We start from the raw sequence: 13,327 nt of genomic DNA, 5'->3' as shown, positions 1-13,327 counted from the left end.
GGATTTTCTTCCGGGAATCAATCCGGTGGCTGCTCCGGGCTATCCGGATGATTTGCCAATATCTTATTCAATGTTGACTTTATGCTATTCAGTGGCCTGCTGACATAACCATTACCATTATCACACATCTGTAACACCCTCTCTTCAAAGGTATTACCTTCTATTGCTCTTGGCAGAGCATCAATGGATGTTTTGTATTCATTGATAATGGCCCGTCCTTCTTCCTCTATAGTTTCAATCAGGAATATTAACTGCTCTATAACGTCCAAATGCCCGGGATCTACAAGGGAGTAGTTAACCTCGGCAAATAACTTGCCATCGACCCTCTTTTTTGAATCGTATTCAGCCAGACCAGAAGACTCATACTCTTTCTCGATCAATCGAACCGCCACATTATAATTTGTGCAGGCCTTTAACAAATCAAAATTCCCTTTATCTTTTTGCACAATCGTATAGTCAGCTATTTTTCTGTGAATCTCTCGCTTTCTTACAGTGTATTTTTCTGTTTTTATCATCTCCATCAGTCTTGATATCAAATTGCGGAAATAAAAAACAATCCCGTGATAGCAATCTTGAGGCAGTGTTGATTTGCCTTTCTGATTTATGTTGTCAATAGATGCTTTATCACCCTCTTTAAAAGAGAGTGATTCATAGATTTCAACACGACTTATGGATTTTTTAATTTTCCCACGAAGGCACTGTTCAATATGCCTCTCGACAGCGGCCAGCAGTTCCCCGGCTTTACAAATACGCTCGAAGGCACTCATATTATTTTCGATCCAGAAAACAAATTTTGGGCTCAATTGAATGCCCGAACCGGAAAAAAGACGCTTGCGATGATTATCAGCATCGACCCAGGCCATCCAGAAGGCAAAGCTTTTCAACATAAAAATTTCAATATAAGTCCTCAACGATTGATTAAATTCATATTTACTTTTATACCAGTCAGGTGCTTTATTCGGATCATAAGAAATAAGCTTACTAATTATTACCTCGGATACGGAGTCATTACATGGACGACGGATCTTTTTCGCTATCTCACGGATCACTTGACCATTGGGAAATCGATAGATCTTCCGGTCAGATTTTAAGAGACTGTCAGTGGCGGAATCCACAGATCTGCTGTCAGATGTCAAAGAGTAGTGAGACTTTCTGTCAGCAGAGGACCTTCTATCAAGAGAAGAGGTTGTTCCTATGGAGCCCGAACCGCTAAAGGATCTGTCACTGATGCTCGTATCCGAAGTAAAACCTGCACCGCCAATTTCTTCTGCCCCATTAACTGATGATTGGTTCGTGGGTAAACTTTGAAATCTGATGCTGAAAGATTGTCTGCTATCCTCGTCGTTCAGAGAGGTAAAATTCAAAGCAGGTTGAATCTTCACGACTATTCTTCCCTTTTCCAGGGAAATTTTATTATCAGGCAGACTACCAGTGAATGTTACCACTTCCTCTATATGGCTAACCTCATAGGGACCCAGAGATCCGGAACTTGCGGCATCAGCATTCGTTTGAGTTGATTTATGAACAGGAATTCTTCCTGAGAGATCGACCAATTCAGTTTGATTGATGACCGCATCCATAAATGATTTGCTTCTCTTGAGCAGCAGGAACCAACCCGGTTAATCTGTCAGGCTGACTGAATGATTTTTCAATATGGTAGTCAATGTTGACTTTATGTCCTGTAATGGCTTACAGGCATAACCATTACCATTATCAGACATATGTAACACCCTTTCCTCAAAGCTCTGGCCTTTTACCGCTCTTGGCAGGGTATCAATACAGGTTTGGTAGTCACTGAGAATGGCTCTGCCTTCTTCCTCCAGGGCTTCAATCAGGACAAGTAACTGCTTTATAACATCCAAATCTCCGGGTTCGACCTCGACGTCCAACTGTTCATCGGCCCTCCTTTCTGCATCGTATTGAGCCAAAACAGTCAGTTCATATTCTCTCTTGATCAACCGAACCGCTAAATTATAATTTACGCAGGCATTTAATAAATCAAAATTCCCTCTCTTTTTTTCCAGAATCGTATGATCGGCTATTTTTCTGGCAATCGATGCCTCGTCTTTATTATATTTTTTCGATTGTAGCGCAAGCTCTAATTTCGAGATAAATTTGCTGAAATAGAAAAAAATTGCAGAAGAGCAATCAGATAACAGTTGTGAATCTCTACTTCGACTTTTGTTTTTGATGGATGCTTTATCGCTTTGTTTAAAAGACAGCGTTTCATAAAGCTTAACACGATCTATGGGATTGGTTCTGGTTGACCCACCAAAGCATCGGTCAACCTGATTTTCGACACTGGTAAGCAGCTGCGCAGCTTCACAAATAGACTCGAAGATACTGGTATTATTTTCAAACCAGAATACAAATTTTGAACTCAACGGATAACTCGAAAGATCAGCCGAACCTTTAAAAAGATTCATGCCTTTACCATTCGCATCACGCCAGCCCATACCGTTGGCAGCGCTTTTCAAAATGAAAGTTTCAACACTAGTGATCAAAGACCTTATAAACTTGTATTTACTTATGTACCAGGGAGGTACGGTGCTCGGATCATAGGTGATAAGCCTGTTAAATATCATTCTGGATACAGGGGCTTTACGCCGACCCGGGACACTTATCATGTCAGCGATCTCGCAAATCTTCTGGCCATTTCTGAATAGAGCGTTATTGGCAGAATTCAAAGAACTGCTGTTAGAGTCTACGGAATAGCAAGACTCTCTGCCAGAAGATGCCATTTTATCAAGAGAAGACGATGTTACTGATAAAGCTGAACCGGTAACAAATCCTTCAGTGACGCTCGTATCTGAAGATACCGAATCCTCTCTCATTGCTGGCAGGACTGGTTGCCTGATAACCCTCTGAACATGAGCTGCTGAATGACTGTCAATACCGGAATCTCCAGAACTGTGAGATCCGGAAGCTGTATTCACTGGTATTGACTCACTGTTGTCCACATTTGTACATTCAACATAGTAATCCCAGTCAAAGTCTTCACTGCCACCAGCTTCTGTTTCTGTCAGGTTTGCGGGTGTCTGATTCACGGGTAAGCTGCGAAATCTGATGCTGAAAGATGCGCCATTGGCCTCTTCGTTCTGGGCGGTAACATTCAAAGTCGGATAAATCTTCACGACGACTCTGCCCTTTTCTACAGTAATTTCCTTATCAGGCAGACAACCGGTAAACATTACCACTTCGTCAACATCTACACGACTGACGTCATAAGGCCCCAAGGATCCCGACGTTCCTGCGTCAGGCTCCGTTTGAGTTGATTTGTGAACGGGTGTTTGACCAGAAAGGCTGGTTAATTCAGTGTAATTGACAACCGTATCCATAATGATCTGCTTCACCTTGACTGTCAGCATTCAAGTGGATTTTTAACTGCAAAGCATAACGGCTGCCGGATAATCTGCAGATATTCTTTGTTTACTTTTGTTAAATTGATCAACCCGATAGCAGGAAAATTTCCCGAATCGCCCGGCAGCACCCGGGGCATGGCCCAAAGCGTTCTTCCCGCTTGTTCCAGGATAAAGTGGGTGCCAGTCTGGCCTGAAGCAACGGCCGGATTTAACGTAGACCCGCCGATCAAGTACGACAAACTCCAATGGGGCTGTCTGAGAATAGACGGCCCTGTTGCGGTAACAGTAAATTCCGATCAGCCTCCAAGTGAACGGCCTTCAATCCGAGTTGTCCAATGCTTGAATTTTGGCAAGGAACAACAGCAATGCAAGCGTCAGCCTCCCAAAACAGTGAGTCGAAAACAGCTCATGGTTTACCATTGCCCACATCGGAAGCAGCCCAGTCAAACCGTCCCAAAAGTATTGACGCTCCGTGTTGGCGTGGCTTTTCGACCAGGGTTGAGGATATCGCAGAAAATGCCCGGTTTCTCAACCGTGTCGTTGCGGCAACTCGAAATGAAGTGGTAGGAAACAGCCATCTTGTCACGGATTTTGGCATACATTATCCCAGCCTGAGGCCAGTCGATTTGGTAAGGATGACATTGCATCGCGGTTCTTTTGTTACCGGGCAGGTGAAAAAAATGAATTTGGGCTACCAGTGTTTACAGGGAATATTTCGACAAAACTATGATCTATCCCAGATCAGAACCAGCGATATATATTTCAAGTTCTCTTCAAAAAACGGTTTTGGTGATTGTGGCCCCCAGGTTTATCAGTGTCGGCAAAACCTGTTAAAAGCAGGTGTTCCCGCCGATATTCTCTGGGTGCTCCAATTTGCTAACAGACGCAACAGTGATACTCCACATGATGGGCATTGTATCCTGTTAATTGCCGATAACCAGTCTATGGAGCGGTTGTTTGATCAAATGAATATCGTTACCGCTAAATACGGTGTTGAATATGAAAAACGACCTGGAATTGCCATGGATGTTGCGGATTTTTTTTTCTTGTTACAGGAAAAACTACCAAATTTGATTTTTGTCGATCCTTTTAATGATCGGATCATTCCGGGTAATGGGTTAAATACAACCCCTGTAGAAATTTTTCTCAACTTTGGGTTACGCGGAGACTACTCTGTTTCTTTTACGGGGAGTAATGATTTCCTCCCGATTTCAGATGATGAGATTGAATCTTTTGAGCAGAAAATCAAGGGTGATAAGAAAGCGGTAAAAGCTATGCAGGATATTAAATCGGTAGTACATAATATTAAGTTAATCGGTTTAATCGACGCCTCAGAAATTGCTTTACAACTTAAACAAAAGATAACCGCCAGTATCGGCAAGTCAGAATTTGGCCTCGCTTTTCGTCAATGCGCTTATTATAAAGCCAACAGCGTATTCGATTACTTGTATGATCATGCAGGCGAGCTGGATTTTGATCTTAATTCATCCGGAAATTCTGGCAATACTGCGCTTGATTATGCCAAAAAATCGGGTAATTCCCATGCCATCGCCCGGCTGGAAGCATTCTTAGGGTAGACATTAAGCGCCTACTCCCAGCTTCGGGAAGTTGAAGACGGAACCACGAAGGACACGAAGAGCACAAAGAAGAGATTTTCTTTTCCTTCGTGCTCTTTGTGTCCTTCGTGGTTCCATTCAAAAGCCATTGAAAATGGAGGGGTAAGCTTAATGTCCACCCTAAGTGGAAGCATTAAAAACTGCCCGTACCGGATCAACCTCAATCAAAATTCACCATCCGGAATTCTTGCATTCAGTCGTCTTTCTTCTTCGCCCTCGGGTGAGCCTTATCATACACCGTGGCCAGATGCTGAAAATCCAGATGGGTATAGATCTGGGTGGTGGAGATATCACTGTGCCCCAGCAGTTCCTGAATTGAGCGCAGGTCACCGCTGGATTCCAGCAGGTGGCTGGCAAACGAATGCCTCAGCATGTGGGGATGAACCCCCACCGGCATGCCCGCTTCCCGGGCAAATTCCCTGATACGATTCTGAATCTGTCGGGTACTGATGCGCCTGCCCAACTTTGACAGAAACAGGGCGCTACCACTCTCTCCCCGAACCAACTGCTCCCGAAAAGTGAGCCAGTGTTGAATTGCCTGCCGGGCTTTGCTGCCCACCGGGATCATCCGCTCTTTGCTGCGTTTCCCAAGCACTTTCACCTGGGAAAACCCATTGGAAAAGCTGTCCAGGTTCAGTGCCGCCAGCTCGGCCAGGCGTAAACCTGACGAGTAGAAGAGCTCCAGAATGGCCAGATCACGGCACTTCAGCGGATCACCCTCCGCCTGACCAAGCGGGTCATCCAACAGGTGATTGACCTGGTCGGCATCCAGCGTCACCGGCAGAGGTCGGCCGGTTTTCGGTGCCCGAAGTCGTTGCGCCGGGTTATTGGTTACCTCCCCCCGGGTTAACAGGTAGTGATAAAAACGACGAAGTGATGAGATCAGCCGCTGCAGGCTGCGACTGGATAACCCCTCTTCGTGCCAGAGTCCCAGCCAGTGCTTTAACTGCTTCTCGGTAATCGTTGCCCACCCCTGAATATCATTGGCGGCAGCCTGCTGCGTCACATGGGCAAGATCACGCTGATAGGCCGACAGCGTATGGGGCGAGTGCTGCTTTTCATAGCGGAGGTAATCCAGAAAAGCCGCTATTGATGGCTGCAGGCCGCTATTAGCCGGAGAATCGGAAGAAGAGTGACTCATGAATGCAGCTGTCGAGCCAAAACTCGACTCAGGATATCGCCCAGATAACTGATAAACAGGGTGCCCATACTGGCCTTAAAATGGTGTTTATCCTGACTGCCCAGCGCCAGAACCCCCAGCTGCTGCGGTTCACTGAGGGCATAGCTCAGGGGGGCAATGGCCACCGAGCCAACATTGTCGGCCTGCTCCTGAAACAGGAAGTCCAGCTCTGCCTGAGTCACCTGACCACAAATGGCTTTGCCACTGGTCATAATGGAACCCAGGGCTTTCACCACCACATCGGTATGTTCAATCCTTACGGGCAGATTCATCGGTTGGTCACTGAACAGAATCAGCGAATGGAATTCAATACCAAACTCATGGTTAAGGCTGTCACCGATCACTTCCACCAGCTGTTCCAGATCCCTGCACTCCAGCAGGGACAATACCAGCAGCCGCATACGCTCAAACAGCTTTTCATTGGCTTTGGCATTGTCCGCCAGACGGACCAGCTGATGTCGGTAATCCAGGGCCCGTTCCCGCAGCAACGCCACCTGACGCTCGACCAGTGAGATCGCATCCCCGCGCTGATGGGGCAGGGTCAGATCCAGCAGCAGATCGTCACGGCCCACAAAAAAATCAGGATGCTCTCTTAGAAAATTGGCAACCTGCCTGGGTTTCAGAGCTGTCGGCTGATCCGGCGTTTCCTGCTGCTCCCTGTCTGTTTCGACGATCTGTTCGGTCATGGTCTCTGGCCCTTAGGAACTGTCCTGAAATAACTTCCACATTTCCGATGTTATACCAGTAAAGAAAAAACCTTGCCACGGAGCCACAGAGGCACGGAGAAAAGAAAAAATCTTTTCCTCAGTGACTCCGTGCCTCCGTGGCAAAAAAAGGCAGTTATTCAGGTACAATTCCTTAGTAGATTTATAGCCGGGTGTATCCTTCATAAACCCGGGTTGCTGCGCCTGTCATCATAACCGGACTGCCCTCTCCCGGCCAATAAATAGACAGGCTACCCCCGGGCAAGTTCACTTTAACGGTATCGCCCAGCAAACCTTGCAGGCGTCCTGCCACCACCGCAGCACAGGCACCGGTGCCACAGGCAAGGGTTTCACCAACGCCGCGCTCAAATACCCGCAGGTTAATTTCATCGGTACTGAGGACCTGCATAAATCCGGCATTACATTTGCGGGGAAAGTCCGGATGGGCTTCAATCATCGGCCCCCAGGTGTCCACGGGTGCCCTGTGCACATCATCCACCCGATAAACGCAGTGGGGATTACCCATGGATACGGCCGAAACCTCGATAACCTGGCCATCAACCGTCAGGGGGTAGGTCACTGAACGCTGCTGCGCATTAAACGGCACCTGCTCAGGTTCCAGCCTCGGCATCCCCATATCCACGCAAACCTCGCCATTGCTCTGAATAGCCAGCTCAATGTTGCCCCCTGCGGTTTGTACCCGGATCCGGTCTCTGCCGATCAGCTTTTTGTCCCGGACAAAACGGGCGAAACAACGGGCACCATTGCCACACTGCTCCACTTCACTGCCATCGGCATTAAAGATGCGGTAGCGAAAATCCATATCAGGATTGGTCGGAGGCTCAACCAGCAGCAACTGGTCAAAGCCGATCCCAAACCGCCGGTCCGCCAGGCGACGGATTTTTTCCGGCGGCAGGCGCAGGTTCTGGGACACCATATCGACCACCATAAAGTCGTTACCCAGCCCATGCATCTTGGTGAAATGTAGCAACATATAGTTCATTCTTTCCTGATACTTTACGACGGCAGCAGGCTTTCTGAGGCAAACTGCTCGGCAACGGTTTCCCGGCGACGGATCACATAAGATTGAGTGCCATCAACCATGATTTCTGCGGCTCGATTGCGGGTATTGTAGTTGGAACTCATAACAAAACCGTAGGCACCCGCCGAATACACCGCCAGCAGATCACCTTCACGGATGGCCAGATCCCTTGCCTTGCCCAGGAAGTCGCCACTTTCACAAACAGGCCCGACAATATCATACACCTGACTATCCACATCCGCGTGCTGAACCGTATTCACAATGGTATGCCAGGCACTGTAGATGGACGGTCTCAACAGGTCATTCATGGCACCATCCACAATGGCAAAATGCTTCTGCTCAGTCGCCTTGATCAACTCAACGCGGGTCAGCATGATACCCGCCTGGGCGGCAATGGACCGACCCGGTTCCACCACCAGCATCACATCGCCATAGCCCCGCTCAACAAGGCGCTGTTTGACCGACACCAGATAATCGGCAGGTGACGGAATCGTCTCATCCTGATACTGAACCCCCAGGCCACCGCCAATATCCAGATGCTGCAAATGAATCCCCTGAGCCTGCAACTGATCCATTAACAACAGCAGACGATCCAGTGCATCCAGGAAAGGCTCGGTGGTGGTCAGCTGGGAACCAATATGGCAATCAACACCCACCACCTCAATATGGCTCAATTCAGCAGCCCGGGCATAAACCGCAGGAGCCCGGTTAATATCAATGCCGAACTTATTATCTTTCAGGCCAGTGGAGATATAGGGGTGAGTCCGGGCATCCACATCCGGGTTGACCCGCAGGGAGATGCGGGCCACTTTATTCATCGCCAGCGCTTCTTCCTGAATGCGCTCCAGCTCCTGTTCTGATTCAATATTGAAGCAGTGGACACCCACTTCCAGCGCCCGACGAATTTCATGACGCTGCTTGGCCACCCCGGAAAACACCACCCTGGCGGGGGCACCGCCAGCCGCGAGCACCCGTTCCAGCTCCCCGACCGAGACAATATCAAAGCCAGCCCCCAACCGGGCCAGAACATTCAGCACCGCCAGATTACTGTTCGCTTTTACCGCATAACAAATCAAATGGGGGCTGTCAGCCATGGCCTGAGAGTAGGCCTGATAGCTGGCTTCCAGGGCTTGCCTGGAGTAGACATATAAAGGCGTACCATACTGGCGGGCCAGCTGTTGCACCGGAATCTCTTCGGCAAACAGCTCGCTACCGGCCGCTGGTCCAGAGGGCTGAAAAGTAAACCACTCCATAAGGTGATTGTTCCCCATTTCACTTATTTATTGATGTAATTAGCCAGAACTTCTCTTTATTCAACGACTGTTTCTTCCAGAGCAGCCGACGCATCAGCCAGTGATGATACTGGCTGATAAAGGTCACCTTTCTGACCACAGCCTGTGAGCAGCAGCACGAAAAACGCAGCAGCGGCCAATGCAGAAGCTTTCAGCCGATGGTCAGCAGTGAACAATCTCATAATCTGATCCTTAATTCTGAATAGGCCACAGTATAACTGCCTAATTGGCGATGGCTCTAGCCCGGATATTTCATAAACGTGCTCCCGTTCTCGCTTGTCCTTTGCTGCTCTAAGGGAGTTTTGCTCAGTCGACCGTACTCCCCGGTACGGCGCTCCCTCACAAAATCCCTTAGAGCAACAAAGTCCCGCGCGAGATTCGGGGCAGTTTATGAAATATCCGGGCTAGTTAAAATGGCTGAGGGCTTTTTTTAGTATTGAAGTTATTCTGTATGTGGTGGCAGCACTTTCTTTTCATGGAAGGCTCTATCAGCAACGTCGGAAGCAGGCTAAAATTTCCCCATTCAGATTAAATTGCACCGAGACAGGAATGAAAGAGCGTCAATATAACGAACTTCTGGATGGCCTGATGCTGGCCATTGAAGACGCCATAGACGATGCCGGACTGGACATTGACTATGAAACGTCAGCAGGTATCCTCACGTTAACCTGTGAAGACAACAGCAAAATTATTCTCAGCCGCCAGACCCCGCTGCTACAGCTATGGATGGCCGCCCGCAGTGGTGGATTCCATTTTGACTACGATGAAGAGCAGGGTGACTGGCTGCTTGATGGCCGGGGAGACACCTTTCTTGCGGTGCTCAACCGCTGCCTTACCGAACAAACAGGCGACGCTGTTCAGCTATCTATTTAGGAATTGTCCTTAAATAACTTCCACATTTCGATGTAATCTACCAAATGAGCATTTGCCACGGAGGCACAGAGGCACGGAGTAAAGAAAAAAAATCTTTTCCTCTGTGTCTCTGTGCCTCCGTGGCAAAAAGAGGAAATTATTCGGGGACAATGCCTTAGCGCCCTTCTTTCCGCGAGTTGTTCCGGAATAAGTTCCGTGTTTGTCTGAAGCATAAGTTAATGTCGTCTCCCGCTTCCTGCAAAATTACAAGTCGCCCGTCTTTTTCGGGCAGCGCTGAAACTTCATATTTATTGTCAAAATTCCCATGGCGCGACATTCATGGCCTATACTCCAGCCGGTTTGTGACAGCCTCTTCTGGTATTGGTTCTTTACCATCAGGACAAGATTAGAAAACCGGAACCATCATCATCTGCTCTTCTATCTTACTAAACTCAATACCCCAGGCTGTCACCCTCTCCCAGTCAATATCATCCTGATAGGCTCTGGGACGGATCAATACAATAAATAAAAACCTTCTGCTTCACTGGGTGATGACTCAGAAGCTGCGATAGAGGGTTGCAGGAGATTGCTGGAGACAACACTGAAGCTCTTAAAAAAACATCAGTAGCATCGGGAGGTCATCACTATGAGTAACCTGTACAAAACGGACTTTTATCAGTGGACCCGTCAGCAAATTGATTTACTGAAAAAAAACAAGTTTCGGGCTCTGGACCTGGAGAACCTGATTGAGGAGGTAGACGACCTTGGCCAGGAAAAGGTCAACACGCTGGAAAATCATCTGACCCGGATCCTGGTGCTTCTGCTCAAATGGCATATTCGCACCTTCAAAGAAGACCTGCATGCCTTGAATCGCTGGTACCGTAGCTGGTTTATGGTGATTGATTACAGCCTGGAAAAAGAACGGGCGATTGCTAAACGACTGTTGATGAAAAACCCCAGCTTGTATGAACTGTTGGATGAAAGCCTGCTGGAATGTTATCCCATTGCCTGCCGGGATGCTTCCCGGGAGCTGGAAATACCGGAGGATGAGTTCCCGGATACCAATCCGTGGACCATGGAACAGATTATGACAGATGGGTTTCCGCCAAGGCCGGAGTAAGTTTTGAAACCATGATGAACACTTGGGTTAGCCTGCCAGCCTCGCTCCAGACTTATCGGGCACAACCAGATCAGTGCTGCCTGAGCCGGTCAACAATCCACGTTTTAATCAGCGCCTGACGGCTGATGCCGATTGCGCTGGCTTCTTTATCCAGTTCATTGACGACCCATGCAGGAAAGTCAATGTTAACCCTTTTGGCGGCAAGGTTGGGCCGTTGAGGATGGTCGGTGTCGAAGAATTCCAGTACGTCTTCGCCATCGTCGAATTTTTTATCAATATCACTGGCTTTCATAAAGGTTCACCTCATTTTTTCTGGATCGGCGTACTGAGATAATTCTGAGACAGTCTCCCCGTTGTGTCGCTATGGCGGTCCAGTGTTTAGTTGTTATTTTACCGATAAAGAGTAATCGTTCCTCATCGGTCTTTACCTTCGATTGCAGGCAGATCAGTCTATCGTCCTCCCATAAGTTAGCCGCCTGCGCAAAGTCGATGCCATGCTTATCCTTGTTGGCAAGACTTTTTTCTTCATCGTATTCAAATTGGGTATTACCCATTTTTAATACCATAATAATGTATAAAAAGGATAAATATAACCTATAAATCTCAATTAACAAGCTAGGAGGCTGTCCGAGAATAGCGCCCGTCCAGGCGACCCCGTAGCGAGGACGGCAGAAAATTGAGGATAAAAATTCGGTTTTGTGAGGTGAATAGCGGGGCTATTTGCCGAACAAAAGCGGATTTTTAGACCAATTTGCTGCCGCCGCACGACTGCATGGATGCAGGAGCTAGAGCAACGCAGGAGCAGTTGCCGTGTAGGGCAGTCTATTCTCGGACGGCCTCCTGGAAGGGCGTCTTCGGACAAGCCGGGTCGCGTTCCTGCAGAGGACCGTGGGAACGAGGTACTGTGCATGACGGTTGGTTCAGGTGTCAGCGCTTATGGGAACCGATCTACGTCAAAACGCAAAAAACCCGCAGGAGCGGGTTTTTTGTTGCCGGAAAGCCCGGCGCATTGCTGCTAAGCAACCACTTCGGTATTAGAAGTAGTAGCGAGCTTGCAGGATCAGCTTGTCGTCAACACTCTTGGTAGTACCAACTTTTACGCTGTCTTGGAATTCATAAGTACCGGACAGCTGAACTGGGCCCTGAGTGTAAACAACTTCAACTGGGAAATACTTGATTTCACCCTTGTTAACAGCTCCAGTGTAGCTAGACTCGTCCTTCAGCTGGTAGTAACCACCACCGATTCTGAACATTTCATTCAGCTGGTAGCGAGCATACAGTTCCACACCTTCAGCTTCTTCAACAAAGCCCAGGTATTTATCATTCAGATTGTCCAGTTTTGCGTAGGTGAATGCAGCATAGATCTTGTCAGCTTCAAACTTGGCAGCAACTGCAGCAGATTTAGCTTTGTAGCTTCCATCTGCTGTAACCGGATCTTTGCTACTTTCATAAACAGTCCCGGTCACATCTACTTCAGCTTGGTTATAAGCAGCACCGATGGTTAGCCCCATTGGCAGATCATAGCTAACACCGATACCGTATGAGCTGTCACGAGTTCCAGCTATAACTGTACGCTTAACTACATCAAGCTTATCATTACTCAGTTCATCTTCAGATTCACTATAATCTCTTTCACCCAGCTGAGCCTGAAGGGAGATGTTAAGACCCATGATGCTGTGGTTGTACTGCAGAGCGTCATCAGCACGAGCTGTACCCAACTCATCACCCAGCTCAGAGTAAACACCAGCAGTGTTACCACCAGAGGTGGCCATTACGTCAGTCCAGCCAGCAACAGTGTAGTAAGAAGACCACTGCTTACCGAAAGAGATAGAACCATACTGGTCGTTCTTGGCACCAACATAGCCCAGACGGTTGAAGAAGAAGTCGCCTTCGCCACTGTTAGTCGTGTCAAAGCCCCACTCAGCCTTGGCAAAAGCGGTAGTAGCTTCAGTAAGCTTGTGCTCGAAACCAAAATTAATACGACTGCTGTCGCCAGCAGCTTCACCATCAGTCTGGTCAACATAACGCATACCAACGTGACCACCGATGGTCACTTTGTCAGTACCATTGTCAACAACAGTAACAGCCATAGCCTGGCCAGCCATCATGGAAGCAACAACAGCTGCAAGAATTTTCTTTTGCATGGAGCTTACTCCTGA

Annotated in this window: 14 protein-coding genes; 3 read left to right on the top strand and 11 right to left on the bottom strand. The window is 48.0% G+C overall.

The genetic code is table 11. The features are described 5' to 3' along the window. Positions 1–17: 17 nt before the first annotated feature. The 3 genes from J7438_RS11110 to J7438_RS11100 are packed head-to-tail and all read right to left on the bottom strand — an operon-like array spanning position 18 to position 3,601. The gene (locus J7438_RS11110) at positions 18–1,580 is read right to left on the bottom strand and encodes a hypothetical protein (protein WP_209276588.1); all 1,563 of its coding nucleotides are present in this window, start codon (positions 1,578–1,580) and stop codon (positions 18–20) included. A 39-nt stretch (positions 1,581–1,619) separates the two neighbouring features. Continuing rightward, positions 1,620–3,338, bottom strand: a complete 1,719-nt coding sequence (locus J7438_RS11105; protein WP_209276587.1) for a hypothetical protein — start codon at positions 3,336–3,338, stop codon at positions 1,620–1,622. Positions 3,339–3,361: 23 nt separating this feature from the next. Then, positions 3,362–3,601 (bottom strand): hypothetical protein, encoded by a 240-nt coding sequence (locus J7438_RS11100; RefSeq protein ID WP_209276586.1) that lies wholly within the window; start codon positions 3,599–3,601, stop codon positions 3,362–3,364. Between the two features lie 126 nt (positions 3,602–3,727). On the opposite strand from J7438_RS11100, the gene J7438_RS11095 reads away from it, so the two are divergent. Beyond that, positions 3,728–4,939, top strand: coding sequence for a hypothetical protein (locus J7438_RS11095; RefSeq protein ID WP_209276585.1), 1,212 nt, complete (start codon positions 3,728–3,730; stop codon positions 4,937–4,939). A 232-nt stretch (positions 4,940–5,171) separates the two neighbouring features. Here the strand turns inward: J7438_RS11095 and xerC are convergent, their stop codons facing one another. The 5 genes from xerC to lptM all read right to left on the bottom strand — a co-directional run bounded on the left by xerC (position 5,172) and on the right by lptM (position 9,378). After that, complete coding sequence (gene xerC / locus J7438_RS11090; RefSeq protein ID WP_286196530.1) at positions 5,172–6,119, bottom strand: tyrosine recombinase XerC; 948 nt, start codon at positions 6,117–6,119, stop codon at positions 5,172–5,174. Then, positions 6,116–6,844 carry a DUF484 family protein gene (locus tag J7438_RS11085; protein WP_209276584.1) on the bottom strand — a complete coding sequence of 243 codons (729 nt, stop codon included), beginning with the start codon at positions 6,842–6,844 and terminating at the stop codon, positions 6,116–6,118. Before J7438_RS11085 ends, xerC begins: the two co-directional genes overlap by 4 nt. Positions 6,845–7,025: 181 nt before the next feature. Beyond that, positions 7,026–7,856 (bottom strand): diaminopimelate epimerase, encoded by an 831-nt coding sequence (gene dapF / locus J7438_RS11080; protein ID WP_209276627.1) that lies wholly within the window; start codon positions 7,854–7,856, stop codon positions 7,026–7,028. 23 nt (positions 7,857–7,879) lie between these two features. Further along, a complete protein-coding gene (gene lysA, locus J7438_RS11075; protein ID WP_209276626.1) occupies positions 7,880–9,157 on the bottom strand; it encodes a diaminopimelate decarboxylase in 1,278 nt (425 codons plus the stop codon). A 56-nt stretch (positions 9,158–9,213) separates the two neighbouring features. Continuing rightward, entirely contained in the window at positions 9,214–9,378 is a 165-nt protein-coding gene (lptM, locus tag J7438_RS11070) for an LPS translocon maturation chaperone LptM (RefSeq protein ID WP_209276583.1), read from the bottom strand. 367 nt (positions 9,379–9,745) lie between these two features. On the opposite strand from lptM, the gene cyaY reads away from it, so the two are divergent. Further along, the gene (gene cyaY / locus J7438_RS11065; protein ID WP_101748919.1) at positions 9,746–10,069 is read left to right on the top strand and encodes an iron donor protein CyaY; all 324 of its coding nucleotides are present in this window, start codon (positions 9,746–9,748) and stop codon (positions 10,067–10,069) included. Between the two features lie 625 nt (positions 10,070–10,694). After that, positions 10,695–11,168 carry a DUF29 domain-containing protein gene (locus J7438_RS11060; protein WP_209202039.1) on the top strand — a complete coding sequence of 158 codons (474 nt, stop codon included), beginning with the start codon at positions 10,695–10,697 and terminating at the stop codon, positions 11,166–11,168. Between the two features lie 70 nt (positions 11,169–11,238). Here the strand turns inward: J7438_RS11060 and brnA are convergent, their stop codons facing one another. From brnA to J7438_RS11045, 3 genes are all read right to left on the bottom strand, one after another. Further along, complete coding sequence (brnA, locus tag J7438_RS11055) at positions 11,239–11,460, bottom strand: type II toxin-antitoxin system BrnA family antitoxin (RefSeq protein WP_101748923.1); 222 nt, start codon at positions 11,458–11,460, stop codon at positions 11,239–11,241. Continuing rightward, complete coding sequence (locus tag J7438_RS11050) at positions 11,447–11,722, bottom strand: BrnT family toxin (protein WP_209202040.1); 276 nt, start codon at positions 11,720–11,722, stop codon at positions 11,447–11,449. The genes brnA and J7438_RS11050 overlap by 14 nt, the downstream gene beginning before the upstream one ends. Before the next feature lie 480 nt (positions 11,723–12,202). After that, positions 12,203–13,312 carry a porin gene (locus J7438_RS11045; RefSeq protein ID WP_209276582.1) on the bottom strand — a complete coding sequence of 370 codons (1,110 nt, stop codon included), beginning with the start codon at positions 13,310–13,312 and terminating at the stop codon, positions 12,203–12,205. Between the last annotated feature and the right edge of the window lie 15 nt (positions 13,313–13,327).

This window comes from Thalassotalea sp. G20_0, from assembly GCF_017744175.1.
Lineage (GTDB): Bacteria > Pseudomonadota > Gammaproteobacteria > Pseudomonadales > Endozoicomonadaceae > Endozoicomonas.
The sequence above is the reverse complement of the archived record's forward strand: the minus strand, read 5'-3'. Positions and strand labels throughout refer to the sequence as shown.

What these genes read in the sequence shown, in the direction of transcription:
- J7438_RS11110 (WP_209276588.1), bottom strand. Translation starts at nt 1,580, where the DNA reads ATGGATGCGGTCATCAATCAAACTGAATTGGTCGATCTCTCAGGAAGA.
- J7438_RS11105 (WP_209276587.1), bottom strand. Translation starts at nt 3,338, where the DNA reads ATGGATACGGTTGTCAATTACACTGAATTAACCAGCCTTTCTGGTCAA.
- J7438_RS11095 (WP_209276585.1), top strand. Translation starts at nt 3,728, where the DNA reads ATGCAAGCGTCAGCCTCCCAAAACAGTGAGTCGAAAACAGCTCATGGT.
- xerC (WP_286196530.1), bottom strand. Translation starts at nt 6,119, where the DNA reads ATGAGTCACTCTTCTTCCGATTCTCCGGCTAATAGCGGCCTGCAGCCA.
- J7438_RS11085 (WP_209276584.1), bottom strand. Translation starts at nt 6,844, where the DNA reads ATGACCGAACAGATCGTCGAAACAGACAGGGAGCAGCAGGAAACGCCG.
- dapF (WP_209276627.1), bottom strand. Translation starts at nt 7,856, where the DNA reads ATGTTGCTACATTTCACCAAGATGCATGGGCTGGGTAACGACTTTATG.
- lysA (WP_209276626.1), bottom strand. Translation starts at nt 9,157, where the DNA reads ATGGAGTGGTTTACTTTTCAGCCCTCTGGACCAGCGGCCGGTAGCGAG.
- lptM (WP_209276583.1), bottom strand. Translation starts at nt 9,378, where the DNA reads ATGAGATTGTTCACTGCTGACCATCGGCTGAAAGCTTCTGCATTGGCC.
- cyaY (WP_101748919.1), top strand. Translation starts at nt 9,746, where the DNA reads ATGAAAGAGCGTCAATATAACGAACTTCTGGATGGCCTGATGCTGGCC.
- J7438_RS11060 (WP_209202039.1), top strand. Translation starts at nt 10,695, where the DNA reads ATGAGTAACCTGTACAAAACGGACTTTTATCAGTGGACCCGTCAGCAA.
- brnA (WP_101748923.1), bottom strand. Translation starts at nt 11,460, where the DNA reads ATGAAAGCCAGTGATATTGATAAAAAATTCGACGATGGCGAAGACGTA.
- J7438_RS11050 (WP_209202040.1), bottom strand. Translation starts at nt 11,722, where the DNA reads ATGGGTAATACCCAATTTGAATACGATGAAGAAAAAAGTCTTGCCAAC.
- J7438_RS11045 (WP_209276582.1), bottom strand. Translation starts at nt 13,312, where the DNA reads ATGCAAAAGAAAATTCTTGCAGCTGTTGTTGCTTCCATGATGGCTGGC.